18 protein-coding genes, 1 tRNA gene, 1 other RNA gene and 3 pseudogenes are annotated in these 26380 nt (G+C 55.7%); 6 read left to right on the top strand and 17 right to left on the bottom strand.

The genetic code is table 11. From position 1 onward, the window contains the following. Positions 1 to 6: 6 nt before the first annotated feature. From bcsB to bcsR, 4 genes are read right to left on the bottom strand one after another with little or no spacing between them, the layout of a single operon-like run. Positions 7 to 2310, bottom strand: coding sequence for a cellulose biosynthesis cyclic di-GMP-binding regulatory protein BcsB (gene bcsB / locus H7R58_RS01355; RefSeq protein WP_182929857.1), 2304 nt, complete (start codon positions 2308 to 2310; stop codon positions 7 to 9). A 13-nt stretch (positions 2311 to 2323) separates the two neighbouring features. Continuing rightward, positions 2324 to 4942 carry a UDP-forming cellulose synthase catalytic subunit gene (bcsA, locus tag H7R58_RS01350; protein ID WP_182929856.1) on the bottom strand — a complete coding sequence of 873 codons (2619 nt, stop codon included), beginning with the start codon at positions 4940 to 4942 and terminating at the stop codon, positions 2324 to 2326. Then, positions 4939 to 5691 carry a cellulose biosynthesis protein BcsQ gene (gene bcsQ, locus H7R58_RS01345; protein WP_182929855.1) on the bottom strand — a complete coding sequence of 251 codons (753 nt, stop codon included), beginning with the start codon at positions 5689 to 5691 and terminating at the stop codon, positions 4939 to 4941. Before bcsQ ends, bcsA begins: the two co-directional genes overlap by 4 nt. A gap of 9 nt (positions 5692 to 5700) precedes the next feature. Beyond that, a complete protein-coding gene (bcsR, locus tag H7R58_RS01340; protein WP_106925027.1) occupies positions 5701 to 5901 on the bottom strand; it encodes a cellulose biosynthesis protein BcsR in 201 nt (66 codons plus the stop codon). Between the two features lie 300 nt (positions 5902 to 6201). Between bcsR and bcsE the strand changes: the two genes are divergently transcribed. The 3 genes and pseudogenes from bcsE to bcsG all read left to right on the top strand — a co-directional run bounded on the left by bcsE (position 6202) and on the right by bcsG (position 9622). Then, positions 6202 to 7761, top strand: coding sequence for a cellulose biosynthesis protein BcsE (gene bcsE / locus H7R58_RS01335; RefSeq protein WP_182934573.1), 1560 nt, complete (start codon positions 6202 to 6204; stop codon positions 7759 to 7761). Further along, positions 7758 to 7955: a cellulose biosynthesis protein BcsF gene (gene bcsF / locus H7R58_RS01330; RefSeq protein ID WP_106925025.1), complete on the top strand. Its 198-nt coding sequence runs from the start codon at positions 7758 to 7760 to the stop codon at positions 7953 to 7955. The genes bcsE and bcsF overlap by 4 nt, the downstream gene beginning before the upstream one ends. After that, positions 7948 to 9622, top strand: a pseudogene (gene bcsG / locus H7R58_RS01325) (cellulose biosynthesis protein BcsG). Before bcsF ends, bcsG begins: the two are co-directional and overlap by 8 nt. Positions 9623 to 10576: 954 nt before the next feature. Here the strand turns inward: bcsG and dppF are convergent. From dppF to H7R58_RS01265, 12 genes and pseudogenes are all read right to left on the bottom strand, one after another. Then, a complete protein-coding gene (gene dppF, locus H7R58_RS01320; RefSeq protein WP_106925023.1) occupies positions 10577 to 11587 on the bottom strand; it encodes a dipeptide ABC transporter ATP-binding subunit DppF in 1011 nt (336 codons plus the stop codon). Continuing rightward, on the bottom strand, positions 11584 to 12567 hold the full coding sequence (dppD, locus tag H7R58_RS01315) for a dipeptide ABC transporter ATP-binding protein (protein ID WP_182934572.1): 984 nt from the start codon (positions 12565 to 12567) through the stop codon (positions 11584 to 11586). The genes dppF and dppD overlap by 4 nt, the downstream gene beginning before the upstream one ends. 10 nt (positions 12568 to 12577) lie before the next feature. Beyond that, entirely contained in the window at positions 12578 to 13471 is an 894-nt protein-coding gene (gene dppC / locus H7R58_RS01310) for a dipeptide ABC transporter permease DppC (RefSeq protein ID WP_106925021.1), read from the bottom strand. A gap of 9 nt (positions 13472 to 13480) precedes the next feature. Then, positions 13481 to 14500, bottom strand: coding sequence for a dipeptide ABC transporter permease DppB (dppB, locus tag H7R58_RS01305; protein ID WP_064541180.1), 1020 nt, complete (start codon positions 14498 to 14500; stop codon positions 13481 to 13483). A gap of 159 nt (positions 14501 to 14659) precedes the next feature. After that, positions 14660 to 16267 carry a dipeptide ABC transporter periplasmic-binding protein DppA gene (gene dppA, locus H7R58_RS01300; RefSeq protein WP_106925020.1) on the bottom strand — a complete coding sequence of 536 codons (1608 nt, stop codon included), beginning with the start codon at positions 16265 to 16267 and terminating at the stop codon, positions 14660 to 14662. 650 nt (positions 16268 to 16917) lie between these two features. Continuing rightward, positions 16918 to 17051, bottom strand: a non-coding RNA gene (locus tag H7R58_RS01295) — RtT sRNA. A gap of 35 nt (positions 17052 to 17086) precedes the next feature. Continuing rightward, positions 17087 to 17163, bottom strand: a tRNA-Pro gene (locus H7R58_RS01290). Between the two features lie 80 nt (positions 17164 to 17243). Further along, positions 17244 to 17429 (bottom strand): annotated as a pseudogene (locus H7R58_RS01285) (lipid A phosphoethanolamine transferase); the annotation flags it as partial. 26 nt (positions 17430 to 17455) lie between these two features. After that, a protein-coding gene (locus H7R58_RS01280) for an IS1 family transposase (protein WP_182929052.1) occupies positions 17456 to 18153 on the bottom strand; the annotation gives its coding sequence in 2 pieces (ribosomal slippage) (positions 17456 to 17904 and positions 17904 to 18153; 699 coding nt in all). A 53-nt stretch (positions 18154 to 18206) separates the two neighbouring features. Continuing rightward, positions 18207 to 19727, bottom strand: a pseudogene (gene eptB, locus H7R58_RS01275) (kdo(2)-lipid A phosphoethanolamine 7''-transferase); the annotation flags it as partial. A 213-nt stretch (positions 19728 to 19940) separates the two neighbouring features. Then, positions 19941 to 21143, bottom strand: a complete 1203-nt coding sequence (locus H7R58_RS01270; RefSeq protein WP_106925018.1) for an L-lactate MFS transporter — start codon at positions 21141 to 21143, stop codon at positions 19941 to 19943. A 161-nt stretch (positions 21144 to 21304) separates the two neighbouring features. Then, positions 21305 to 22012 carry an autotransporter outer membrane beta-barrel domain-containing protein gene (locus H7R58_RS01265; RefSeq protein ID WP_182934570.1) on the bottom strand — a complete coding sequence of 236 codons (708 nt, stop codon included), beginning with the start codon at positions 22010 to 22012 and terminating at the stop codon, positions 21305 to 21307. A gap of 155 nt (positions 22013 to 22167) precedes the next feature. Here H7R58_RS01265 and tag point away from each other — a divergent pair, with 155 nt between their 5' ends. After that, a complete protein-coding gene (gene tag, locus H7R58_RS01260) occupies positions 22168 to 22749 on the top strand; it encodes a DNA-3-methyladenine glycosylase I (protein ID WP_106925016.1) in 582 nt (193 codons plus the stop codon). Beyond that, positions 22727 to 23173: an N-acetyltransferase gene (locus H7R58_RS01255; protein ID WP_182929850.1), complete on the top strand. Its 447-nt coding sequence runs from the start codon at positions 22727 to 22729 to the stop codon at positions 23171 to 23173. The genes tag and H7R58_RS01255 overlap by 23 nt, the downstream gene beginning before the upstream one ends. Here the strand turns inward: H7R58_RS01255 and H7R58_RS01250 are convergent. After that, positions 23136 to 25469, bottom strand: a complete 2334-nt coding sequence (locus tag H7R58_RS01250) for a molybdopterin guanine dinucleotide-containing S/N-oxide reductase (protein ID WP_182934569.1) — start codon at positions 25467 to 25469, stop codon at positions 23136 to 23138. The genes H7R58_RS01255 and H7R58_RS01250 overlap by 38 nt on opposite strands. Positions 25470 to 25626: 157 nt before the next feature. Between H7R58_RS01250 and H7R58_RS01245 the strand changes: the two genes are divergently transcribed. Continuing rightward, entirely contained in the window at positions 25627 to 26289 is a 663-nt protein-coding gene (locus tag H7R58_RS01245) for an OmpA family lipoprotein (RefSeq protein ID WP_106925013.1), read from the top strand. Positions 26290 to 26380 lie beyond the last annotated feature (91 nt).

Genomic DNA, 26380 nt, shown 5'->3' with positions numbered 1-26380 from the left:
TGTGGCTTACTCGTCTTCTGGATCCAGACGACGACGGCTGATGATACGCAGCAGACGCCACAGTACCCATGCCAGCAGCACAATGCTGATCGCCGCAAAGATAGCCAGCAGCACCGGATGGTTGGAGAGCGCGAACCAAACGCGTTCAAACCACGGCAGGTGCCCTACATAGTAAATATCGCCCACGCGCAGGCTGCTGACGCCCGATTCACGAATCACCGACACCGAACCGAACATCGCCGCTCGTTTGCCGCTGTCGTTGAGCGCGCTGTTCAGCAGGCTGTAGCCGCTGCTGCTGTCGGCCAGCAGCGCGACGACGCTGCGCTGTTTGTAATACGGTGATTCAAAGCCGACGATGGCCGCCATTGGACCGTCGGATGTAATCCCCGTCTTCACGCTTGGCTGGCGGTCATCCGCATCCAGGTAGATGCTCGGCAGATCGTTGTGGCGCACCGGCGTTTTCACCCAGCTCTGGGTGGCGTTCACCAGCAGGTCAACGTGTTTGTCATCCTTCAGCTGCTGCGGAATAGAGCCAATCAGCAGCAGGTCGGCGTCTTTATCCTTAATCTGGCTGCCGTCATCCACGATGGTCATGCCGGTCCCGGCGAGACCGGTCTGGCCGCCAATCACGCCAACGGTATTCAGCAAGGTGCTAACCTGCGCTTCAGACGGCGTCTTCGGCATCACAATCACCGTATCAGACAGGTCAGCCATACGAGTGAACGGGAAGCCCGCGTTAGCAAAAGTACGCAGATCCGGCATCGGCAGGAAGTGATAGTACTGGGAGAAGTCAATGGTGGAGTCGTCGCCGATAACCACATGATTCAGCACCGGCTGGAAGGTCACGCAGTTATCGACCGAGCCGCCAGGCATCGGGTTCATATACTGGAAGTCAAAGCGCAGCTGGTTCATGGCCCCCAGACGCAGCGCCGGAATGCTGACGTCGTTTTTACCGTCCAGCAAACCCTGCAGAATAGGCAGACGCAGCAACAGTTTGTTGACGTCCTGAGTGCTGTCCAGGTTAAACGACTGTAAGAACTGGTTGTTGAGGCTGATATCCATGCGCGAGCTGTCTTTGACCGGCGGCATGGTGTAACGGTACTTCAGATCCATATCGATGCCGGTGCTGCGCAGCAGATACAGATCCGGCGGCAGATTCAGCGACAGGTTGATAGATGCAGGCTCCAGACCGCTGGACTGAAGCTGCTGTTCGTAGGTTTTCAGCTCGCCAAAGGTCACCGGACGGTCGGTGCGCACCCAGTTCGGCGCATCGTAAGGCACGCGCGGCTGCAGCGGCTTCACATCGTCCACCGTCACGCTATTGCCACGGAACAAAATGTTGCCTGACGCAATCCCCTGCGCCGCTTTCAGCAGGTCTTTATCATCACGCCCGAAGACCACCAGCAGCTTCAGGTACGGATTGTTCGGATGGTCGATCATTTCGATCGTCGGCGCCTTCACCGCCGGATGATCGCGCAGGAAATCCGGGCGACGATCGTTCGTGGCAAAGACGATCGCGCTGCGCTCCGGCAGCGTGTTGTACAGCACCGGGAAGCTCTGACCGCGCCAGCCGGCTTTCGCGCCGAACCAGGAGGCAATAACCCCCGCAGCCTGCTGTTGCTGCAGGTCAGGCGATGCGGCGAAGACCATCGGCAGATCCAGCGTACGATTATCGCGGGCGTCAAAGAACGGCACCGGGAAATGCGACAGATCGTTGCGAACCTTCAGCGACTGATAGGTTAAGTCCAGCGAACTGCTGCGCCCGACGTCCAGCCAGACGGTCGTGTTTGCCGGGTTTTCACACACGTCGCGATAGTGGCCAATAAACTCGAGGCGCACGCGGTTAAAATCGGTGATGTAAAGCGGATCGACGGCAATCTGCGCCGTGACCTTTTTGCCCAGCTGCTCTTTGGTAACCGGCAGCACATCCATCAGCTCATCGTTCAGATAAACCTTCAGCTGCGAGGTGACCGGCAGCAGCGACGGCGACGGCGTGTAAATCAGATTGAGCAGCGCCTTCGACACCACTTCGTCGCTGCGCATGCCAAACTCGATTCCGCCATCCGGGTTAGCACCGCGCAGCACCATACTTCCCGGCGGCGGCGCGATCTGAGCGAAAGACAGCTTAACGTCACGAGTCGGCGCATCTTGCACGACGACGGGTGCCGTATCGGCTACTGGAGCCGCCGCATCCTGCTGAACGGACGGCGCAACCGACACATCAGTCGTCGGTGCTGAATACGTCGTGAGCGGCAGTAAACTGCCCATGCCCATCGCCACTGCACAAATCCAGGAAAGGTTTCTTTTCATCGCATAATCATCATTATTGTTGAGCCAAAGCCGATAGCGGGTGCTCGAGAGCCGCCTCACGTTCCGGACGACGCGGTACAAACGAGGCCACCCACGCCACCAGCAAGGTGAGCGACCGGAAAATTTCCTTCGCCACCGGCGGCGCAAACTCGGCCAGATGACGGTAACCACGGAAGCCTAACTTCAGAATATCGAACAAACTTTCCAGCGGTTTGTCTTCCGGGAAGCTGTCCTGCCACAGCGCCCACGTATCCGCGCGCGCAAAGGTACACTGTACAAAATCAATATGCTGACGCGTGCTCATCGGCAGCAGCTTAAGCCCGACTTCGCTGCCCAGTACGCGCACGACCTGCGTTGGGAAGACGTATTCCTGCTGGCCGCGTTTAAGCAGCAGATTCACCTTCTGCTCTTCCAGCACCTGCGCGTCGCCGTTAATGCGAATGCCTACGCCACCGTCAGAGAAGTCGTGCACCGTACAGGAGAACAGGTGACCATCTTCGCGAGCAATCGCGCCCGGCATTTTGATCTCCACGCGATGTGAGCGGCGAACCTGTTTACTTTCCACCGACACGGCCACCGCGCCGCCAAGAATAATCAGGTTATAGAACACCCATATCAGGCTGATCCACACGGTGAGAACCTCGTTCTCCGGGCCATACATATAGCGCCAGATACCAAACGCCACGCCGACCAGGTTTAGCAACACGAGGAAGATATACGGCCGCGAGATAACCCAGTCGACGTACTCTTCCTCCACCAGCCCACCCTTGGCGGTAACGTTGAATTTACCTTTATGCGGGTTGAACAGCGCCACCATGGTGGGGGGCGCGATATACCACGCCAGCACCGTTTCATAGATTTCACTCCAGAACGAGTGGCGGTATTTGCCCTGAATTTTCGAGTTGGTCAGACTGGCGTGAATCATGTGCGGCAGCACGAACAGGGCGATCATCAGCGCAGGCGCATAGATGATGTAGGCGTGCAGCAGCAGGAAGGCCAGCGGTGCGGTCAGGAAGATCAGCCGTGGCACTCCCGATAAGAAGTGGAACATCGCATTAAGGTAGCAAAGCCGCTGCGGCAGCTTCAGTCCTTTGCCCAACAGCGGGTTATCGAGGCGGAAAATCTGCACCATTCCGCGCGCCCAGCGGATTCGCTGGCCGATATGCGCCGACAGGCTCTCCGTCGCCAGCCCCGCCGCCTGCGGTAGACGCATATAGGCGGAGGTGTAGCCAAGGCGGTGCAGGCGCAGCGAGGTGTGCGCATCTTCGGTGACCGTCTCGACGGCGATACCGCCGATTTCATCCAGCGGTTTACGACGAATAACCGCACAGGAGCCGCAGAAGAAGGTGGCGTCCCACATGTCGTTACCGTCCTGGACCAGGCCATAGAACAACGTGCCTTCGTTCGGCGTTTTACGGAAGCGCCCCAGGTTACGCTCGAACGGATCCGGCGAGAAGAAGTGGTGCGGCGTCTGCATCATCGCCAGCTTTTTGTCCTTCAGGAACCAGCCCATGGTCATTTGCAGGAACGAGCGCGTCGGCACGTGGTCACAGTCGAAGATAGAGACAAACTCACCTTTCGCCAGCTTCAGCGCATTGTTGATGTTCCCGGCTTTTGCATGTTCATGCGTGGCACGCGCGACGTATTCAACGCCAACATCTTTGGCGAACTGACGAAACTCCTCACGCGCGCCATCGTCGAGGATCCAGATTTTCACTTTGTCTTTCGGCCAGTCGATGCCCAACGACGCGTAAACGGTATTTTTCACCACGTTCAAATCTTCGTTGTAGGTCGGGACAAAAATATCGACGGTCGGCCATGCGTTCATGTCTTTCGGCAGCGGCACCGGGTGGCGGTTCAGCGGCCAGACAACCTGGAAATAGCCCAGCACCAGCACAATCCAGGCATAGGTTTCCGCAAACAGCAGAATCAGTCCGCACACCAGGCTCACCGGATCGTTCCAGTTCAGCGTAGACGTATAGCGCCACCAGATATAGCGGCAGGAAACCGTCAGCGATAGCACAATCAGCATCAGCGCGGAGAAACGACCGGGAATGCGGCGTACCAGCAGCGCCACGCCCCACAGCAGCAACAGGAAAATAAACTGAGACAGTGGGTTAAACGGTTGGGTAATGCATACCAGCGCCAGCAGCAGCGACAGCCCGACCACGACGCCGAGAATAAACTGGCGCAGCTTCGGATTGAGGTGCGCCAGCTCCTTTTTATGGTCCAGATGGTCGGTTTGCGCATTGACGCGGCCAGGAAGCGCATCCGCCCACTGGTTGTAACGCTCGCGCAGGCGTCCTACGCTCGCGAATGGCCGCCAGCTGATGGGTTTACGCGTCTGCGGCGGTTTACTGGCAATAAGCCAGAATGCCTGTAGCATAAAGCGCAGCGGATCTAACGGCCGCGGGCGCGCAAAATTAATATGCGGGAACAGTTCGTCCTGTCGCGCGCTCAATGCCTGCCAGCACGGGTTCTCCAGCGGCAGGAAAATCCACGCCAGGCCCGTCCACCAACAGGCCAGCGTTGCGGCAAGCCAGGACGCACCGGCGCGCCGATAGCCGACGTAACGCTCACGCAGACGCGCATAGACCGGCGGAGCAAAAATCACGCGGCCAAGGCGAATCATGATTCGCTCTCTTGCGCAGGGCGATGGCCGGCATAGTGCATCAAACACCAGTTCGCGAGGGTAATCATCTCTTCGGCAGCAAGCGAGTCGTGACGATACTCACCCAGCGGCTGCTTGCTCGCCAGGCTCTCAGCCATCGCTTCGTCGCGATGAACCACGATAGGTAACAGATGACGCTGCGTTTGTAGCCACACCTGGTAGAGGTCTTCCTGTAGCTGGCTGTTAACGCGCAGGTCATTGATAAGAATGTGCGTATTCTGCGGAAACACCTGCTGATGCAGACGAATATGACAGTTGGCATCAGGCTTGACGACGGTCAGCGTATAGTGACAGGCTTCAACCAGCGCAGGCATCCACGGATAGAATCCGTACGGCAGGTCAATCAGGATCCACTGATAGCGCCCTTCACGCTCCAGCGTTTGCGCAAGCGTCGTCACGATAGCCAGCGTTTCGCCCAGCGCCGCAATATGCTGCTGCTCTCCCGCGCGCAGTTTGCCAAACGGCAGTATGTCGATTTGCGCGGTATAGCGCAGCGCAGCATCCCGCCAGTCCTGGCCGTCCAGCGTCGCACGCGCCCAGCCGCTTTCACGAGCGATATCGTCGTTGAATGACAGGCGCAGCATATTATCAGGGCAAGCGTCAATGACCAGCACCGACTCCCCGAGCAGTTGCAATGACCACGCCAGGGCCGCCGTGATTGACGTTGTGCCTACACCACCTCGCACGCCCTGTAATCCCAGAATAGCCATGAGGCTTCCTTATTTTTGTTCGGCTTTTTGTTCTGCAAACTCTGATAGCAGCGGCCAACGCTTAAACGCCGCAGCTAATTTTTCACGCTGGGAAATATCAGTGTAATCTATATTAGGTAGAGAGAAAGCCCGGCTAAGCGCGAGAAAATCGTTCTGGAAAGTATATCCGAGCTCCGAATCAACGGATGTCGTCGTTTCGTTATCTGGCATTGTTTACTCCCTCTGAAATCAAAGTACGAACGCACCACATCTGTTGAATGGCAACCTTTCCATGAAATTCGTTTATACTGATCATACTTCAGATGGCAGATGAGCCCGTCCGTTTTTACTCATTCCAGCCACATAGTTATGCAATTTTCAGGGGATTTACTCACTTATCGCCTGACGATAACTCGAATTATTTAGAGTATACATGCTAAATCTGATGCTATTTAATTTCAATATTAGGTTTATTCTAGCGATGACACTAGTAAACTTATACTCAGGATTTTCGTCGATAAGAGGGACACGATGAACCCCATATTTTCTATTGGTATCCAGTCACTGTGGGATGAAGTGAGTCATATGCCTGCGGGTGGCGTGTGGTGGGTGAATACTGACCGCCATGAAGATGCCGTGAGTCTGCTGAACCAGACGCTCAGCGCACAGGCCGACTCGGCCAAAGTCGCCGTGGTGAGTATGGGAGAAAATCCTAACGAGCTCATAGCGTTAAAGGAAAATGCTGGCCCGAAAAAAATTTCGCTTTTCGCCATGCATAATAGCCAGAATGGTCTAGACTTTATGCGCCGCGATTTGCTCTGTACGCTCGAACCAAAAGATTATTTCGTTATACTTTTATGCTCTCACAATGCCTGGGAGGATATATCAGGTGAAAAACTCATCGATTGGATAAACAAATCTCAACGATGGGCTAAATACTACCATTGCACTCTCTTAGTTCTAAACCCCGGCAACAATGCGGACGCTCTGACTTCGCTTTTGTTAGGGGGATACGGATCTCTTTCCGGACTTGCGAATTTACGTTACCAGGGTGATAGTCAACTTCTGGATATATCTTATTGGGCGAATGAAAAAGGCGTTAGCGCTCGTCAACAGCTTTTAATTAAACAGAATGACAACGGCTGGCATTTAGCGCAAGACGAGGTCGCAAACGTTCAACCGCGCAGCGATGAAAAACAAGTATTGAGTAACATCGATATTCTTGAAGGGGCGCCAGCGCTTTCTGAACACTGGACGTTATTCGATACCAACGACGCGGTATTTAATGCTGCGCGCACGGCGCAGGCCGCCACGGTCATATTCTCACTCCGCCAGAATAGCCAGGTGGAACAGCTTGCCCATTATATTCATACCCTCCGTCGCCAACGCGGCAGCGCATTAAAAATCATCACCCGTGAAACCACGCCAAGCCTGCGCGCTACCGACGAACGTCTGCTGCTCAGCTGCGGCGCTAACCTGGTCATTTCTGCCAGCGCGCCGCTGTCGCGGAGCCTGACGTTAATTGAAAGCGTGCAAACACAGCAGTTCAATCGTCACGTTCCCGAAGACCTCACCACCTTATTGGCCAATACGGAGCCGCTGAAGCTTAAGGGCTATCAGAAGTGGGATGTATTCTGCGATTCGGTACAGAAGGTGATTAATAACACGCTGCTGCCCGCGGACAGCAAAGGTGTGATGGTCGCGCTGCGTCCTGCGCCAGGGCTGCGCGTCGAACAGGTGCTGACCCTGTGCCGGCCTCACCGCATGGGCGATATCGTGACCATTGCCGACCGGCGGCTGGTGATGTTTTTACCCTTCTGTCGGGTCAACGATCTTGATACGGCGCTGAACCATATTTTCCCGCTGCCTACCGGCGATATCTTCTCGAACCGTATGATTTGGTTTGAAGATAAGCAGATTGCCTCCGAGTTACTGATGATGCGTGAGGTCACGCCGGAACGGTGGACCCAGCCGCTTGATTTAGCGCCGAAACCCAAAAATGTGATTAACGCGACCTACGAAGGTAATAGCTGGCGACGCTACCCAGAACCTCATCGTTTGTCCGCCGATACCGAAGAGAAATCGTCATGATGTCGATAAGCGATATTGTTCAACTGGTTGTGCTATGCGCGCTGTTCTTTTTCCCGCTGGGGTACCTGGTGCGCCATCATCAACATCGTATTGAAAACACCTTCCGTTTGCTGTTTCTTAAACCCCGTTATGTTAAGCCGGTAGGCGTATTACGCCGCGATCTGGCCGTCAGGGCAAAATCAAAAAATGACTAAATCGACGCAAAACGCCGCCGCTACACCGTCCTCATCCTGGCACTACTGGCGGGGTCTGTCCGGCTGGAACTTCTATTTCCTGGTCAAGTTTGGCCTGCTGTGGGCGGGATACCTCAATTTTCACGCCATGCAGAACCTGGTTTTTATGGCCTTCCTGCTGTTCCCACTGCCCAATAGCCGGCTGCACCGCTGGCGGCAGTGGATTGCCATCCCGATCGGTATTGCGCTGTTCTGGCACGATACCTGGCTGCCGGGGCCGGAAAGCATTATGAGCCAGGGCTCGCAGATTGCGGGCTTCAGCGCTGACTATATCTGGGACCTGATCACCCGCTTTATTAACTGGCAGATGGTTGGCGCATTCTTTGTGCTGCTGGTGGCGTGGCTATTCCTCAATCAATGGATCCGCATAACGGTCTTCGTGGTTGCCGCCATGGTATGGATTAACCTGAGCACCCTGGTAGGCCCGTCCTTTAGCTTGTGGCCGACCGGGGAAAGCAGCAGCAGCGCCTCCGCCTCCGCGGCTCCCGCCGGTTCCGCCCCGGCCGCTGCGGCCAGCAGCGCGGCAACCAGCGCCGATATCCCAGCACAAACGGCAGCGCCGACGTCTGACAATCTCAACGCCTGGCTCAATAGTTTTTATGCGTCGGAAAGCAAACGCGCGACGGCCTTCCCGGCACAACTGCCCGAAGATGCCCAGCCGTTTGACCTACTGGTGATCAACATCTGCTCACTGGCAAACTCTGACCTCGAAGCCGCGGCCCTGATGCAGCACCCGCTGTGGTCGCACTTTGATATTCGCTTTAGCAACTTTAACTCCGCAACGTCCTACAGCGGTCCGGCGGCGATTCGCCTGCTGCGGCCAGCCGTCGCACACCAGCCTGTATCAGCCTGCGGGCAATCAGTGCTACCTGTTCGATAATCTGTCGAAGCTGGGCTTCACGCAGCATCTGATGCTGGATCACAACGGCGTATTCGGCGATTTCCTCAAGGAAGTGCGTGAAAATGGCGGTATGCAGAGCCCGCTGATGGATCAGAGCAAACTGCCGGTCAACCTACTGTCCTTCGACGGCTCGCCGGTGTACGACGACCTGGCGGTTCTCAACCGTTGGATGCAGTCGCCGGATATCAAACCAGGCGGACGCTCTGCGACCTTCTATAATATTCTGCCGCTGCACGACGGTAACCACTACCCGGGGCAGAGCAAAACGGCCGACTATAAGGCTCGCGGGCAGAAGCTGTTTGACGAGTTGGATGCCTTCTTTACCGAACTGGAGAAATCGGGTCGTAAAGTGATGGTGGTGGTCGTGCCAGAACACGGCGCTGCGCTACAGGGCGATAAAATGCAGGTTTCCGGTCTGCGCGATATTCCGAGCCCGTCGATTACTCACGTCCCGGCCGCCATCAAGTTCTTTGGCATGAAGGCCCCACATCAGGGAACCGCTATCGACATCAGCCAACCAAGCAGCTATCTCGCCATTTCCGAGCTGGTAGCCCGTGCGGTAGACGGCAAAATCTTCACCGAAGACAGCGTCGATTGGTCGGCATTCACTAGCAATCTGCCGCAAACCGCCGCCGTTTCGGAGAACTCCAACGCGGTCGTAGTGCAATACCAGGGTAAACCGTACGTTCGCCTGAACGGCGGTGCCTGGGTGCCGTACCCGCAATAACCACATGGCCCGGTCAAGTGATGTACCCCCGGCCGATGCACCTCACGAAAAAGGCCGCAGAGTTTCCCCTGCGGCCCGGTTCGGGCGCATGTTGCTACTGCGGCAGCCACTACGCCCCGTCAGGTTAGAACTTGAAGAAGTGACGAATCAGCGCCACTACCAGTGGGCCGACGATGGAAGTCACCACCGCAAGTGCTAACGCCTCATTGAGCGTCATATAACCGCCTGCGTTGCAATGGCAACGGTTCGCGGCTATCCTGTCTTTGTGAAGAGATGTGGATGCCCTCGTAAGTTGCCAGGTTAAAACCAAACAACGTGCGGGGGCTTTCTCTTTCCAGCAACATATGCCGCCGGGGATCAAGCCCCCGCAACATTGCGCCTCACCGGGAAGGCCCGGCTTACGTCCGATACTACTGCAAACCGTCCCGTCGCTCGCCGCCACCCGCTCACTTTCAGAATTGCGCCCGAGAACGAAAAAGGCCGCAGAGTTTTACCCCTGCGGCCCGGTTCGGGCGCATGTTGCCATTACAGCAGCCATAACGCCCCGTCAGGTTAGAACTTGAAGAAATAACGAACCAGCGCGACCACAATCGGGCCGACGATGGACGTCACTACCGCAAGTAATAACGCCTCATTGAGCGTCATATAACCGTCTGCATTGCAATGGCAACGGTTCGCGGCTATCCTCTTGTTGTCTAGCAAGTGAATGGCCCTCGTTATGCTGCCGGTTTATACCCGTCAACGTGCGGGGGCTTTCTCTTTCCAGCAACGTATGCCGCCGGGGATCAAGCCCCCGCAACATTGCGCCTCACCGGGAAGACCCGGCTTATGTCCGATACTACTGCAAACCGTCCCGTCGCTCGTCGCCACCCGCTCACTTTCAGAATTGCGCCCGAAAACGAAAAAGGCCGCAGAGTTTTACCCCTGCGGCCCTGATACTGCGTCTATAGCAAGTTAGAGGCTTTTTTCCGGATTTTCATCCTGATCGACGGCGAAACACGCCACCAGCTGACCGCCATAATCTTTCAACTGCGGCTGGAGCTGTGTACATGGCCCAAATCGGCGGCGGCAGCGGGCGTTAAACGCGCAGCCCGGCGGCGGGTTAAGCGGGCTTGGCAGCTCGCCGGTGAGTTTAATGCGCTCACGACGTTCGTCCGGATTCAGACGCGGCGTTGCCGACAACAGCGCCTGGGTGTACGGGTGCTGTGGATTATTGAAGATCTGATCCTTACTCCCCTTCTCCACGCAGCGGCCCAGGTACATCACCATGACTTCATCAGCAATATGCTCTACCACCGACAGGTCGTGGGAGATAAAAACATAGGACAGCCCCAGATCCTGCTGCAAATCCATCATCAGGTTCAGCACCTGCGCGCGCACGGAAACGTCGAGTGCGGACACCGGTTCATCGGCAATCACCACATCCGGATCCAGCATCAGACCGCGGGCGATAGCAATACGCTGGCGCTGACCGCCGGAGAACATATGCGGATAGCGATCGTAGTGCTCGGTTTTCAGACCCACCTTCGCCATCATCGCCAGCGCTTTTTCACGACGCTGCTCTTTGCTGAGCGGGGTGTTAATCAACAGCGGCTCTTCCAGAATCTGTCCCACTTTTTTACGCGGGTTCAGGGAACCGTACGGATTCTGGAACACAATCTGGATCTTCTGCCGGCGCAGCTTTTGCGCATGCGGGTCGTGCTTGAGCAAGTCCTGCCCCTGGTAATACAGCTCACCGCCGGTCGGCACTTCAATCATCGTTAACAGGCGACCCAGAGTGGATTTACCACAGCCGGATTCCCCCACCACCGCCAGCGTTTTACCGCGTTCGAGGGTAAAGGAGACGCCGTCCAGCGCCTTCACCAGCCGTTCCGGGGCAAACATGCCCTTCTTCACCGGGTAGTGTTTTTTCAAGTCAATGGCTTGCAGCAGCGGCTGCTGCGAGGTGGCCTCGTGCGTACTCATAGTGTGGGCCTCCCGGCATCATCGAGTGGATAGTGACATTTCGACTGGCGAGCACCGTCAACGGTGTTCAGCTCAGGCTCTACGCTGCGGCATTTTTCCGTGGCATACGGGCAGCGCGGGTTGAGCAGACAGCCATTCGGGCGGTCGTACTTACCCGGCACCACGCCCGGCAGGGAAGCCAGACGCGCTTTGTCCTGAGCAAACTCCGTCAGCGCGCGCAGCAAGGCCTGAGTATACGGATGGCGCGGCGCGCGGAAGATATCGCTGGCGGCGCCCGTCTCCACCACCTGACCGGCATACATGACGATAATTTTGTGCGCCGCTTCGGCCACCAGCGCCAGATCGTGAGTAATCAGGATCAGCGCCATATTCTCTTTTTGCTGCAATTCAAGCAGCAGCTCGATGATCTGCGCCTGGATGGTGACGTCCAGCGCGGTCGTCGGTTCATCGGCAATCAGCAGCTTCGGACGGCAAGCGATCGCCATCGCGATCATCACGCGCTGGCTCATCCCACCGGAAAGCTGGTGCGGATAAACGTCCAGACGCGAGGCCGGATCCGGAATACCGACCTGGTTGAGCAGATCAATCGCCCGCTGACGGCGGGTTTTCTTATTACCGCCCTGGTGCACCTTGATGGCTTCCATAATCTGGAAGCCGACGGTGTAGCACGGGTTCAGGCTGGTCATCGGATCCTGGAAGATCATCGCCACTTCGGCACCGACCAGGTTACGACGCTCCTTCTCAGAGATTCGTTTCAGATCCTGGCCGTTGAACTGCAGGCTTTCCGCCATTACGCGGCCCGGGTAATCAATCAGCCCCATAATCGCCAGCGAGCTGACTGATTTACCGGAGCCGGACTCACCGACGATACCGACCACTTCCCCCTGGCTCACGCTATAGCTCACGCGATCCACGGCCTTAAACGGTGTGCCTTCATCGCCGAAGTGCACCGATAATTTATCTACATTTAATAACGCCATCTCGAACCTCTTACTGCTTCAGTTTGGGATCGAGCGCGTCACGCAGACCGTCACCCATCAGGTTAAATGCCAGCACCGTCAGCAGGATTGCCAGCCCCGGGAAGGTCACGACCCACCAGGCGCTTTGCGCAAACTGCAGAACGTCAGAGAGCATGGTGCCCCATTCCGGCGTGGGCGGCTGTGCGCCCATCCCCAGGAAGCCGAGGGCAGCCATATCGAGAATGGCGTTAGAGAAACCGAGCGAGGCCTGAACAATCAGCGGCGCAAGGCAGTTCGGGAAAATATTGACGAACATCTGGCGCATTGCGCCAGCGCCCGCGACGCGTGAGGCCGTAACGTAGTCGCGGTTCACTTCCACCAGCACGGCAGCACGGGTTAAGCGAACGTAGTGCGGCAGGGCCACAAACGTCAACGCCAGCGCGGCGTTACCAATTGATGGGCCGAAGATGGCCACCAGCACCAGCGCCAGCAGCAGGCTTGGCAGCGCCAGCATGATGTCGACGACGCGCATAATGATGTTATCGACCAGCCCGCCGAAATAACCGGCAACCAGCCCAAGAACGACCCCCATGATCAGCGACAGGACAACCACCAGGCACCCGACCAGCAGCGACAGGCGCGCGCCGTACATCAGCCGCGACAGTACGTCACGCCCCACATCATCGGTACCAAATAAGTGTGCCCACGAGCCGCCCTCCTGCCATGCAGGTGGCGCTAGCAGCGTATCGCGGAACTGATCCGCCGGGTTATACGGCGCAATCCAGTTGGCGAAAATGGCAATAAACAGCACGATGACCACGTACACCAGGCCAACGACCGCGCCCTTATTGCGTTTAAAGTAGTGCCAGAATTCCTGTAACGGGGTCATCGGCACCGGTGCTTTATTCTCAGTAACTTGTGACATGACGGCCCCTTACTTCTTATGACGAATGCGCGGGTTCACCACGCCGTACAGCAGGTCTACCAGCAGGTTGACGAGAATAATCATCGTCGCCACCAGCAGCACGCCGCCCTGCACTACCGGATAGTCACGGCGCTGCAAGGCATCAATCAGCCAGCGACCCAGACCCGGCCAGGAGAAGATGGTTTCCGTCAAAATTGCGCCTGCCAGCAGCGTGCCGACCTGCAGACCGATAACGGTGACAACCGGCAGCATGGCATTGCGCAGCGCGTGGACGATAATCACACGCATGCGGGTCAGCCCTTTGGCGCGCGCGGTACGGATGTAGTCTTCGCCCAGCACTTCCAGCATCGAGGAGCGCGTCATACGCACGATCACCGCCAGCGGAATGGTCCCCAGCACGATGGCGGGCAGAATCATATGCGCCAGCGCGTCGATAAAGTTGCCCTCTTCCCCCCAGATGGCGGTATCAATCAGCATAAAGCCGGTCAAAGGGTTTGAGTCGTCGAGAAACACCATGTCACTCACGCGCCCGGATACCGGCGTCAGGTTCCAGTGAACCGACACCAGCATAATCAGCATCATGCCCCACCAGAAAATCGGCATGGAATAGCCGGTCAGCGCAAGGCCAACGGCGGTGTGATCGAAGATAGAGCCGCGTTTAACCGCAGCCAGTACGCCCACCGGAATCCCCACGGCGACGGCGAAAATCATGGCGCAAATACCGAGTTCCAGCGTCGCTTTAAAGCGCGGCACGAACTCATCCCACACCGGGAGTCGGCTCTTTAATGAAATGCCTAAGTCACCGTGCAGTACGCCCCAGATATAGTGGAGGTACTGTTGCCACATCGGCTTATCCAGGCCGAGTTCGGCCAGAAGCTGGGCATGGCGCTCAGGGGAAATACCACGCTCGCCGGCCATAATCATCACCGGATCGCCGGGGATCATATGCACGAAGGCAAACGTAAGGAGGGTGATACCGATAAACGTTGGGATCACCAGACCCAACCGTTTGAGGATGAACTGCAACATAACCCTGATTCTCTCTAATGACGTCCCGCCTGGTCACAGGCCGTCTGTATTGCTCACAAATCTGCCGCCCTCGCCAAACGCGAGAGGCGCAGATACGGCGCGGCTTCCCACCCCAAGGGGGGCAGGAAGCATGCGCTGCCTGTTAAGGCGTCGTCTTTATTATTCGATAGATACGTTGTCGAAGTGGTGCTTACCTAACGGGTCAACCACATAGCCTTTGACTTCTTTACGCACCGGCTCGTATACGGTGGAGTGTGCAATGATCAGCGCCGGAGCCTGATCGTGCATCACCACCTGCGCCTGCTTGTACAGTTCAACGCGTTTCTCGTGGTTGTCGGTCGCACGTGCCGGCTGAATCAGGTCTTCAAACGGCTTGTAGCACCAGCGAGAGTAGTTAGAGCCGTCTTTCGCTGCCGCGCAGCTGAACAGCGTCGCGAAGAAGTTATCCGGATCCCCGTTGTCGCCGGTCCAGCCCATCATCACGGCCTGGTGTTCGCCCGCTTTCGCGCGCTTGAGGTATTCGCCCCACTCGTAGGTGACGATTTTGGCCTGCACGCCGATCTTCGCCCAGTCAGCCTGAATCATCTCCGCCATACGGCGCGCGTTCGGGTTGTACGGACGCTGTACCGGCATCGCCCACAGCTCAACGGTGAAGCCTTTATCCTGACCCGCTTCTTTCAGCAGCGCCTTGGCTTTTTCCGGATCGTAGCTGTAGTCTTTGACGTCGTCGTTATAGCCCCACATGGTTGGCGGGATCAGGTTTTTCGCGGCTACGCCAGCGCCCTGATAAACGGCCTTGATGATCGCTTCTTTGTTGACCGCGTAGGTCAGCGCCTGGCGCACTTTCACGTCATCAAACGGTTTTTTCTCGGTGTTGAAGGAGAGGTAACCCACGTTCAGGCCAGCCTGTTCCATCAGGTTGATGCTCTTGTCTTCTTTCATGCGCGCGATGTCGGCCGGGTTCGGGTACGGCATCACCTGGCACTCGTTCTTCTGCAGCTTGGCATAACGCACGGACGCGTCAGGCGTGATGGAGAAGACCAGACGGTCGATCTGCGGCTTGGTGCCCCAGTAGCCCGGGAACGCTTTGTACAGAATACGCGAGTCTTTCTGGTATTGCTGCAGCTGGAATGGACCGGTACCGATTGGGTTCAGGTCAACTTTCTCCGGCGTGCCGGCTTTCAGCATGTTGTCAGCATATTCTTTGGACAGAATAGACGCGAAGTCCATCGCCAGGTCAGCCAGGAACGGCGCTTCCGGGCGAGTCAGCACGAACTGGACGGTGTTATCGTCGACTTTTTTCACTTCGCTAATCAGGTCTTGCAGGCCCATACCTTCGAAGTATTCATAGCTGCCGCCAGAGACTTTGTGGTACGGGTTTTGTGCGTTTTTCTGACGGTCGAAGGAGAAGACGATATCGTCGGCGTTCATATCACGCGTCGGTTTAAAGTCTTTATTGTCCTGCCACTTCACGCCCTGACGCAGGTGGAAGGTATAGGTTTTGCCGTCCGGGCTGATGTCCCATTTCTCAGCCAGACCCGGGACGATTTCCGTGGTACCGGTTTTGAATTCAACCAGACGGTTATAAATAGGTACGGAGCTGGCATCATAGGTGGTACCAGACGTAAAGAGCTGTGGGTTAAAGCCTTCCGGCGAGCCTTCTGAACAATAAACCAGGGTTTTGGCCTGTACGCTGGCAGCAACGGTCATCGCGACCAGGCTGAGGCCCAGCTTCAGCATCCCTGACTTCTTCAAGGAAATACTCATTATTCTGCTCCAATGTGATATGTGTTGTTTTTACCCTTTGCATTGGGTTACACCGCCTGGCCTTATTTATTTTTTACCCGGCTTGGTCGATGCGTAGTAGAGGCGGGATTCCTTTCACTGGAACATCTGAGTTGCAGCGCGGATTCTCCATGAAATGCCCCTCATGCCCTACAATCTGTCAACAGAATGTGAAAACGTCAATACAGTTAACCGGGATTTGTATTGAAGGTGAGAATGGATGGGCAAAGATTAAAAAAACCCCGAAGCGCTATTTTCAGCAGAGAAATTTATGCTACGGGCAATAAGGCAGAGTTATCCACTTAATAATTTGCAACATTCAGTGATTAACAATTAGCCATAATGAGAAAAATTTCTTTCGATATGCTGATTATCTGAGCGATTAATGCCGCGAACGTTAAAACGCACAGGTGAAAATGCTGAGGTTACCCATAAGCAGCGTGAAAAAAGATCCCGCTATGCATATAAAAATACAATGGAATATGTCACAGAATTGTGAACAAACAGGTTAAGAGTTTGCGGCGAAGAGCGGGCCGAATGGGAGGTTGTTGCCGGATGGCGGCATGAATGCCTTATCCGGCCTACAGACTACAGATGCAAAAAAGCCGCTCATTGAGCGGCTTTTTCTAATTTGGTCGGTGATAGAGGATAACTCGCCACTTCGTGGCTCGCCCTGCGGGCCGTTGCTGACGCAACGTTCTCTCGCTGCGCTCGGGTCGAACCTCTTACCCCCGGAGATTCTCATCCTCTGTCCGGGCTACAGATGCAAAAAAGCCGCTCATTGAGCGGCTTTTTCTAATTTGGTCGGTGATAGAGGATTCGAACCTCCGACCCCTTCGTCCCGAACGAAGTGCGCTACCAGGCTGCGCCAATCACCGAATGCGGCGCATCTTACTGCTGCGCCCCGCCCTCGTCAATCCCTTATTTTACAAAAGCCCTTCGTTCGGCCAGAAAGCCATCACTGCGCCGATTTTTTCGCCTCGGGGACATGACACCAGTTATTACGCTCGTTGATACCGCCATCCGGGGAAGTGTACCCCAGACAGCCCATGATAGTGTCATAAAGCTCAACGTGGCGCTTCGGCTGTTTCATTGCCGCCTGCTGTTGCAGGTAAGCGAATGACTTCGCATGGTCCTGATTTTGGTCACGTATTCAATGTGTAGATCGGCTCATTGCAAGTAGTGCTCACGCTCAATGAATGTACCGATAATTTTGTCATGCATTTCTACTGATTTCGAGTATCCGAGGGTCTTACGATTAAGCCGCTTTAGCCGGTTGCGAAGGTTCAGGTTTTCACGCTCTATCCGTTGTGTATAAAGCTTGCCTGTGATGTGCTTTTCATTCGGTAACATGTCGTAAACGCTGAAGTTATCTGTGCACCAGAAGACAACATTAAAGCCCACTAACAGCTTCAATAACTTACGCAAAGTCTTTTTGCTTCGACGGCCAAAAGCATGGGCAATAATACGTTTGAGGCGAGGCTCCCATGCATACCACAACCAACGCTGCTGCTTCTTGTTGCCCACAAATGACCACATTTCATCAATTTCACAAATCAGCTGGATTTGCAGGTTGTCCAGTGGAAGCGTAGTTACCCGTCGCGGCGAGAGTTTTTTAAGGTGCGCACAACAGCATTAATGCTGATATGTAGCGCTCTTGCAGTATCGCGGATCCCCGAGTTGTTCATCGCAAGGTCAACAATTTGCTCTTTCATGCCGTGCTGGCAGGCACGATAAGCGTAATCAAGCTGGAAAGTTCGGCTACATGACTGACAACGATAGCGCTGGTGCCCGGCAGTGCCCAGACCATGCTTTTTAACCGCATCAATGCGTCCACAGAAGGGACATTTCACGTCAACCTGAGCCATAAATTCTCACCCGTAAATCAGTCATTCTACAGGGTGATCAACGGATTGAATACATGACCCTGATTTTCCAGATACTTATCAGACATCCAGACCAGCATCGGGACACGGAACTGCTCCGGCGGAGCCATCTTACGCGGCGTGCCGTGCAGACGCTCGTGGTTGTTAATCGACTCGCCGTGGTCTGCGGCATAGAAGACGATCGCCTTCTTATCGCGCAGCTGATCGAAAATGTTCACCAGGAAATGGTCAACGTAGGTGATCGAGTTATCGTACGAGTTAATCAGCTCCGCTTTGCTGCACTTATCGTCCACGTTCACGCACTCCGGCGTCCACTTCGCAAAGCTGCGCGGGTAGCGCTGAGTGTAGTTAAAGTGCGACCCCTTCGTGTGGATAATAATCAGATGTTTACCATCAACACCGGTGCGCGTCAGCACGTTTTTCATTTCGTCCGCCAGCAGCATGTCATCCACTGCCTTACCACGGTTACGCGGTTCGGCACCGATTTGCTCACGGTAGGCGATGTTATTCGCCATGGTGTTGCTGTAGAACCACAGCTCGCTCTGCATGGCCAGGAGATCGCCGGTAAAGCCTAGCTGATGGAGTACTGCAAACACGTTCTGCTCTTTCAGCGTCCGCTGCGGGTTATCGCTGGCCCCGCCCTGACGGACGAACATACAGCGCAACGAGAGCTTGGTAGCGGTGTCGCAGGAGTAGCCGCGGAACGCCACCAGATTTTTTTCCTTTGCCAGCCCCGGCGTGGTATCTCGCCCATAGCCAAACAGGCTCATATGATCCCAACGGGTCGTTTCGCCGATGACAAACACCAGATAGGTGTCATCAATATCTTTCGGCGCAACATAGGTAAACTTTTTCGCCGGATCGATAAGCTCGTTAGTATCAAGGGACTCATCGACCTGCGTCCAGCCGTACAGGCTCAGCGCAGAAACCCAGTTGCTCGGCAGATAAGAGTTAGCCAGTACGCCGCCATAGCTCGGCATATCCACCTGTGACAGCCGCTCAGTATCTTTCAGATGCGACTCCATCAAGCGAATAGGGCCCCATACCAGCAGTGCCGTCACCAGCACAATACCGACGCCGCGTAAACGCTGCCCCCGCGTCATAAGCTGATAGAGCAGCGTGTCACGCGCCTGGTTAAACCAAATAAACACCAGCGGTACGATGCTGGTCAGCACCAGCCAGGAAATAAAATGCCAGCCCACCACCTCTTTGGAAAGATCGATATCGGTGGTCATAACCGAAGCAATAATGCCATAGCCAATCACGACATTAAGGTTGGTCATGTAGTAGCTGGCACCGGAGGAGATTAGCACAACGGCCGTTGCCAGCACTTTCCACATCCGGCGTCCACCGAGCGACAGCAGGCGCAGTAAAAAGAACGTCACTAGCAGCGTGCCGACCAGCTCAATGACGATAGAAATCCCTTTCTCGACATTAAAGTCCGCAAGGTAGCCGCCAAAACGGCGAACCAACACGGAATAGTTCATAAACCAGCCGATGTACACTGCCAGCAGAAGGCTCAGCTTCTGCTGGGACATCGCTTTGATATATCTCATTCGAAAAACCCTGGAAAAAGGGGAAAAAAAACCAGTTACAAATCACAGAATTAGTAAGCCAGTTAATAATATGCGTCATACCCACCGGGCCGCATTTGCAAGCGCGCTAAGTAGACAACAGGAAAGGGGAAAAGTATTCGCTACGAATGTGATCAGGCCAAATATTTACAAAAATATTTGGCCTGAATCATTTTATTGAGGAGGGCAATACGATTAGGCGTGGGCCTGATGCAACATTTCGGTTCGCGGCTGACGAATGGTGGTGGACAGCGCCAACGAGATAATCAGCAGAGCGAAAATCACGCAGAAGGTCACGTAGAAGCCGCCGAACAGGGAAGCAATCAGCGAACCGCAGATGCTGCCGATACCGAAGCCTAAGTAAATCACGCCGTAGTTTTTCGCCAGATTGTTCAGGCCGAAGAACTCGCTCACCAGCGATGGGAATACGGTGATAGTCCCGCCGAAGTTAAAGGCGACACAGGCGATAGCGGCGAAGAAAGTCACTTCATTGAGCGGAGCGAATAGCAGCGCCGCCATGCCCACCAGCGAGATAATCTGACCGATAGTAATCACGCGAATTCGTGCGATTTTATCGGACAGGATACCCAGCACCAGACGACCGCTGAGGTTAGCAATAGAGATGACGGTGACAGCATTTGCCGCAGTCGCCAAATCCAGATGAACCATACCCTGAGCAATATCTTTCGCTACGCCAATGACATACAGGCCGCTCATGCAGGCGGTCAGGAACATAACTGCCAGCATCCAGTACTGTGGTTTACGCATGGACTCAGCCAGCGTAAAGTCGTTCGCCACCACGCCATTGCTGCTTTTCACTTCCTGATTTGGCGCATCTTTCATCAGCATCGCGCCGAAGACAATCATCACCAGCACAATCGCGCCCCAAATCATAAAGGTATTTTCCAGGCCGACGGTTGCCAGCAGGTGGCTATCGATAAATTTAAATCCGAGGCTACCCAGACCATACGCACCGATAGCAAAGGCGGAAATTAACCCTTTACGTTCCGGGAACCATTTCACGCAGTTGGAGAGCGTGAGCAGATAACCTGCACCGTCCGCCAGGCCAACAATGATCCCTGCGCTGAGCCACAGCATCATCAGGCTGTTCGCATGGGCAGTCAGGAAGAAGCCCACGCCTAACAGGATGCCGGAAGCAATGGTGACATTCTTCACGCCAAAGCGTTCTTGCAGTTTACCGGCAACGGAAGAGGACAGCGCCAGACCCAGGCTTAGCAAACCGAAAGAAAATGCCACCTGGCTGACCGACGCGTCCAGCTTGCTGGACAACGCGCTGTTAAACAGGCTCCAGGTATAAACGGAACCTAAGGCAAACTGAGTAATAATGGTGCCGAGCAATGTCAGCCAGCGGGTGTGATTTTGGGTTGCAGCGTTCATGATGAAGATGCCTTCTTGAATTAACTGCTGCTAACGATAACGAAGTTAGCATTTTCGCAGGTCCAAAAAGGCATGAAATGCATTCAGAGCGGAATAAAATGCATCAGCAGCGGAATGAATGACATTGAAAAAACAATTACTCCACTGAATATATCGCGTGTTTAAAAGCGCGCGCTAACGCCCATGGTATAAAGATAATTCGCCCCCGCCGCCATATTGTCCGCCTGCGACAACGCCGCATAGGCCGCCAGATGTGAGTTCAGTAACATGTCGGCCCCGACGGTCACATCAACCCAGTTACCGTCCTGCGTCGTCGTGGGCATCCGATTGAGGCCGGACTGCGCTTTCCACTGATTCTCGCCAAACTGCTGGTTGTAGCTGATCTGGGCCCACGGGCGAATGCCCAGCCACGGGTGCGAATCAACGCGCCACCCGAGCGTACTGACGCTCGCATGCCAGAGCGGATCGGTCTGGCTACCGGCATTCGCCGTATCGCCAAACTCATTCCACATATAGCCCGGCGATCCGTCATAGTGCCACGTCACAACCGGCCCGGTGGTCATGCTCTCGGTCAGCGGAAAATTCCAGCCAACGCTCATGGTTTTGGTCGCATTCAGCGGCGTCGTATCCGGAAGGTTCATATTCAACCCCGCGCCGGTTTGCACGGCTTCAATACGCTCAGCCAGAATGTCATCGTACCGCGGTTGGTGATCGCTATCCCATGTATAGCGCGCCGCAGTATTACTTTTCGCATCAGTCACGATATATTCCTGTTGCCAGGCATTCGCATGTGGTGATAGTAACATCCACACGAAAACCGACGCTGGCGCAGCACATCGCCAAAGGCCATTGCATTTCTTATTATTCATTAAGTGACTCCAGAAAAGAGCCAGTTTTGGCAGTTATTGTTATGTTTTTAGGGATAAAGCGCCCTGTATTAACTATTGTCGCTTTATGAGCGACGTCAAGAGCAGTACAGAGTTTTATTATCAGACATGCGTGAATGACAAAAAGGGAGAAGCACATGCAGCGCTGTGGTTGGGTAAGCCAGGATCCGCTTTATATTGCGTATCACGATAACGAGTGGGGCGTCCCGCAAAGAGACAATCAAAAACTGTTCGAGATGATTTGCCTGGAAGGCCAGCAGGCCGGGCTTTCCTGGATAACCGTGCTGAAAAAGCGCGAAAACTATCGTCGCGCCTTCCACGATTTCGACCCGGTAAAAGTGGCCGCCATGAGCGAAGAGGACGTCGAACGATTGGTACTGGACGCCGGTATCATTCGCCATCGGGGAAAAATTCAGGCCATTATCGGCAACGCGCGCGCCTTCCTGGCGATGGAAGCTCACGGTGAATCCTTTAACGACTTCGTGTGGTCGTTTGTCGATAACGCGCCCATCGTTACTCAGGCGGCGACGCTTGGCGAAATCGCCACCTCAACGCCGGCGTCAGATGCGCTATCAAAAGCGCTGAAAAAACGCGGTTTTAAATTTGTTGGCACCACCATCTGTTATTCCTTTATGCAAGCCTGCGGGCTGGTCAACGATCACGTGACCGTCTGCTTCTGCCATCCTGGAGTTCAGCATGATCAGAAAATGGAACACTGACCAGTTCGATCCCTTGCTCACGCTGTGGCTGGACAGCACCACCTTTGCGCACCCGTTTATCCATGCGCAGTACTGGCAGGAGAGTTTAAGCCTTGTGCGCGATACCTACCTTCCCGCAGCCGAAACCTGGGTGTGGGAAGAGGGGCCTCGCTTACAAGGGTTTATCAGCGTGATGGAGTCGCGTTTTGTCGGCGCGCTGTTCGTTGCCCCGGATGCCATCCATCGGGGAATCGGCCGGGCGCTGCTCGATGTCGTCAAGCAGCGCTTCTCCGACCTCAGTCTTGAGGTGTACCAGAAAAACGGTCGGGCGGTGAATTTCTACCACGCGCAGGGTTTTCGTATTGAAGACAGCGCCTGGCAGGATGAGACCCGACATCCCACGTGGATCATGCGTTGGCAGGCGGATCAAACGCCGTTAGCGTAAGCGCCGGGCCATCATATTTCTCAATCCACGCCAGCGCGGTATTCCCTGCGCAGCCGTTCCCCAGCCGTGAGCTGGGGATGTCTTTCGTCAGCACGTTAACCGCCCCATTCTTACAAATGCCGCCCGCCTCCGGCGCGAAGTCGGGCCACGCCCCTTCGTGCAGGCAGATGACGCCGGGTTTGATGTCTTCACTCACCGCAGCCCCCGCCAGCACCTGGCCACGGGCGTTCCACACGCGCACCAGGTCGCCATCGCGAATCTGCCGCGCCTGCGCATCCTGTGGATGCAGCGTAATCGGCTCGCGCCCGGCCACCGCGTAACGTTCACGCAGGGAAGTATGATTAAGCTGACTGTGCAGGCGGTGCGCCGGATGCGCCGACAACAGCTGTAGCTGCCCAGGCTGCGCGTTACCGTGCCATTCATCCGGTGCCAGCCACATTGGGTGCGGCGGACAGTCGGAGTACTGGAAGCTAGCAATACGCTCAGAGTAAATTTCGATTTTCCCGCTCGGCGTTTTCAGCGGGTTAGCCAGCGGATCGGCGCGGAAATCGCTAAAGCGCACAAAGGCGGCATTCTGCGCGTTTTCCGGCATTTCAATCAGTTCATTATCCTGCCAGAAGCGCTCAAACGACGGCAACGTTACCCCCATGGGTGCACCGCGCTGCCCGGCGATGTTGTAGAACGTTTCCAGCCACTGCAAATCATTCTTGCCTTCGGTAAAGCGCGCCCGGCCGCCCGGTTCCCAGCGCTCGCTCAGTTCGGCAAAAACCTCAAAATCGTCTCGCGCTTCATCACGCGGTGCCACCACACGCTTCATCGGTACCAGATGCTGGTTGCTGTAATCTCCGGTCATGGTCAAATCGTTGCGTTCGAACGAGGTCGTCGCCGGCAGCACGATATCGGCATGTCGGGCCGCCGCCGTCCAGTTGCATTCGGATATCACCACCAGCTCGGGCTTCTGCCAGGCGCGAATCAGCCGGTTGGTATCCTGATGATGGGTAAAGTTAGCGCCGCCCGCCCACCAGACAAAGCGGATATCCGGGAAGTGGCGATCCATGCCGTTATGCTGATACGGCGCGCCGGGGTTTTCCAGCGCCTCGACGATACGCGCCACCGGGATTTTATCGACGGCATCAACGCCGCCTTTCACGGTGCCCTGCATCGATGCCAGCACCGCCGCGCGCCGTGTCGGGTTGCCGCCGTTTGCAAAGTGATAAGAGAGGCCAAAGCCACCGCCCGGCGTACCAATCTGGCCCAGCATGGCGGCGAGCGTCACCAGCATCCAGTGCTTCTGTTCGCCAAACTGCTGGCGCTGCATTCCCCAACCGGACATCAACATCGTGGTATTTTTATGAAAAATATCCGCTAGTTCGCGAATTTTATCCGCGCTAACGCCGCAAATCGCTGCCGCCCACTCGGCGGACTTCGCCTCACCGTCTTTTTGACCCAGCAAATAATCGGCAAACGTCGGGAAACCGGTGGTACACCGCGATAAAAACTCGGCATCGTGCCAGTTATTGGTCAAAAGCGTATGGGCGATGCCCAGCATCAGCGCCACGTCCGTGCCCATATGCGGCGCAATCCACTCCATCGATTCACCGAAAAAGGCGACGGTTTCCGATCGCATCGGATCGATGCAGATCAGGCGTTTACCGCTGTGCCGCAGGTGTTCAAAATAGGGCAGCCCCTGCTCGTCGGAAGCATTCCAGGCAATTTTCAGCGTATTCATTGGGTTGGCGCTCCAAAGCACCACCACATCGGTATGTTCGAGCACCATCGGCCAGCTGGTTTGCTGTTGATAGACCTCATTGCCACCGACCACATGCGGCATGATCGCCTGTGCTGCGCCGGTGGAGTAGTCTCCCAGATGGCCGGTGTAGCCGCCAGCCAGGCTCATATAACGCTGCAGCAGCGTCGCCGCCTTATGCAACACTCCGTTGGAACGCCAGCCGTATGATCCGGCAAAAATCGACGCCGGCCCGTAACTTTCGCGAATACGGCGGTGCTGGCGATCGATCAATGCCAGCGCGTCATCCCAACTGACCCGAACAAACTCATCCTGCCCGCGTATGCCCTGCGGACTCTCCGGCGAGGCGAGAAAACCCTTACGTACCATCGGATAACGCACGCGGGTTTTGCTGTGCACCTGGTCGCGTACCACGCTTTGCAGCGAGTTGGTAAACGAAGTCTGTAGCGCACCGCGTGAGGCGAGCACCTGCTCGCCGTCGGTGTCGACAAGAATCGGGCCCCAGTGGGCAGCGGTTAAAACGGTATAGGGAGAAGATGGCGTAGACAAATGAGCGCTCCTGCAGGTGGCGTCGGTTATATATTGCGCCGTTCAATGTTACTTACAAATTTCAGAGAGTTCCCAAGAATTTTCGTCTATTTCGCACGTCATAATGACGCGCCACGGTCGCTGTGGCGAAAAATAAGAACGTCATTAAGGAATTAAGATGAAAAAACGTGTATTTGCGATTGCTGCCATCGTCAGCGGCGCGCTGGCAATCTCAGGCTGTACCACCAACCCTTACACCGGCGAGCGCGAAGCGGGTAAATCCGGCATCGGCGCGGGCATTGGTTCACTGGTCGGCGCAGGTGTCGGCGCCCTTTCGTCGTCGAAGAAAGATCGCGGTAAAGGCGCACTGATTGGCGCGGCAGCAGGCGCTGCGCTCGGCGGCGGCGTGGGTTACTACATGGACGTGCAGGAAGCGAAGCTACGCGAAAAAATGCAGGGGACCGGCGTCAGCGTCACCCGTAACGGTGACAATATCGTGCTGAATATGCCGAACAACGTCACCTTCGACAGCGCTTCCGCCACCCTGAAACCGGCGGGTGCCAACACGCTGGTTGGCGTGGCGATGGTGCTGAAAGAGTACGAGAAAACGGCGGTCAACGTCATCGGCTATACCGACAGCACCGGCAGCCAGCAGCTCAACATGAAGCTGTCTCAGCAGCGCGCCGATTCGGTGGCCAGCTCGCTGATTACCCAGGGCGTAGCCGCTACACGCGTACGCACCTCCGGTATGGGCCCGGCGAACCCTATCGCCAGCAACAGTACCGAAGAGGGTAAAGCGCAGAACCGTCGCGTGGAAATTACCCTAAGCCCGATGCAGTAATGCCATTGCCGGGCGGCCATGCCGCTCGGCAAAATGCTTGATTAGCCAGATTTTCGCGCTAAGGTGTTGTCACTTTCAGGCGAGAGAACAC

Origin of the sequence: Klebsiella sp. WP4-W18-ESBL-05 (assembly GCF_014169075.1) — a bacterium.
Classification (GTDB): Bacteria; Pseudomonadota; Gammaproteobacteria; order Enterobacterales; family Enterobacteriaceae; genus Kluyvera; species Kluyvera ascorbata_B.
Note: the sequence above shows the minus strand (reverse complement) of the source record. Positions and strands in the feature narration are given on the sequence as shown.

Excerpts from the sequence above, each read along its gene's own strand:
- H7R58_RS01245 (WP_106925013.1), top strand. The coding sequence starts at position 25,627 with ATGAAAAAACGTGTATTTGCGATTGCTGCCATCGTCAGCGGCGCGCTG.
- H7R58_RS01270 (WP_106925018.1), bottom strand. The coding sequence starts at position 21,143 with ATGAACGCTGCAACCCAAAATCACACCCGCTGGCTGACATTGCTCGGC.
- dppF (WP_106925023.1), bottom strand. The coding sequence starts at position 11,587 with ATGAGTACGCACGAGGCCACCTCGCAGCAGCCGCTGCTGCAAGCCATT.
- bcsE (WP_182934573.1), top strand. The coding sequence starts at position 6,202 with ATGAACCCCATATTTTCTATTGGTATCCAGTCACTGTGGGATGAAGTG.
- dppB (WP_064541180.1), bottom strand. The coding sequence starts at position 14,500 with ATGTTGCAGTTCATCCTCAAACGGTTGGGTCTGGTGATCCCAACGTTT.
- bcsR (WP_106925027.1), bottom strand. The coding sequence starts at position 5,901 with ATGCCAGATAACGAAACGACGACATCCGTTGATTCGGAGCTCGGATAT.
- bcsB (WP_182929857.1), bottom strand. The coding sequence starts at position 2,310 with ATGAAAAGAAACCTTTCCTGGATTTGTGCAGTGGCGATGGGCATGGGC.
- H7R58_RS01255 (WP_182929850.1), top strand. The coding sequence starts at position 22,727 with ATGATCAGAAAATGGAACACTGACCAGTTCGATCCCTTGCTCACGCTG.
- dppC (WP_106925021.1), bottom strand. The coding sequence starts at position 13,471 with ATGTCACAAGTTACTGAGAATAAAGCACCGGTGCCGATGACCCCGTTA.
- dppD (WP_182934572.1), bottom strand. The coding sequence starts at position 12,567 with ATGGCGTTATTAAATGTAGATAAATTATCGGTGCACTTCGGCGATGAA.
- dppA (WP_106925020.1), bottom strand. The coding sequence starts at position 16,267 with ATGAGTATTTCCTTGAAGAAGTCAGGGATGCTGAAGCTGGGCCTCAGC.
- bcsF (WP_106925025.1), top strand. The coding sequence starts at position 7,758 with ATGATGTCGATAAGCGATATTGTTCAACTGGTTGTGCTATGCGCGCTG.
- tag (WP_106925016.1), top strand. The coding sequence starts at position 22,168 with ATGCAGCGCTGTGGTTGGGTAAGCCAGGATCCGCTTTATATTGCGTAT.
- H7R58_RS01265 (WP_182934570.1), bottom strand. The coding sequence starts at position 22,012 with ATGAATAATAAGAAATGCAATGGCCTTTGGCGATGTGCTGCGCCAGCG.
- bcsQ (WP_182929855.1), bottom strand. The coding sequence starts at position 5,691 with ATGGCTATTCTGGGATTACAGGGCGTGCGAGGTGGTGTAGGCACAACG.
- bcsA (WP_182929856.1), bottom strand. The coding sequence starts at position 4,942 with ATGATTCGCCTTGGCCGCGTGATTTTTGCTCCGCCGGTCTATGCGCGT.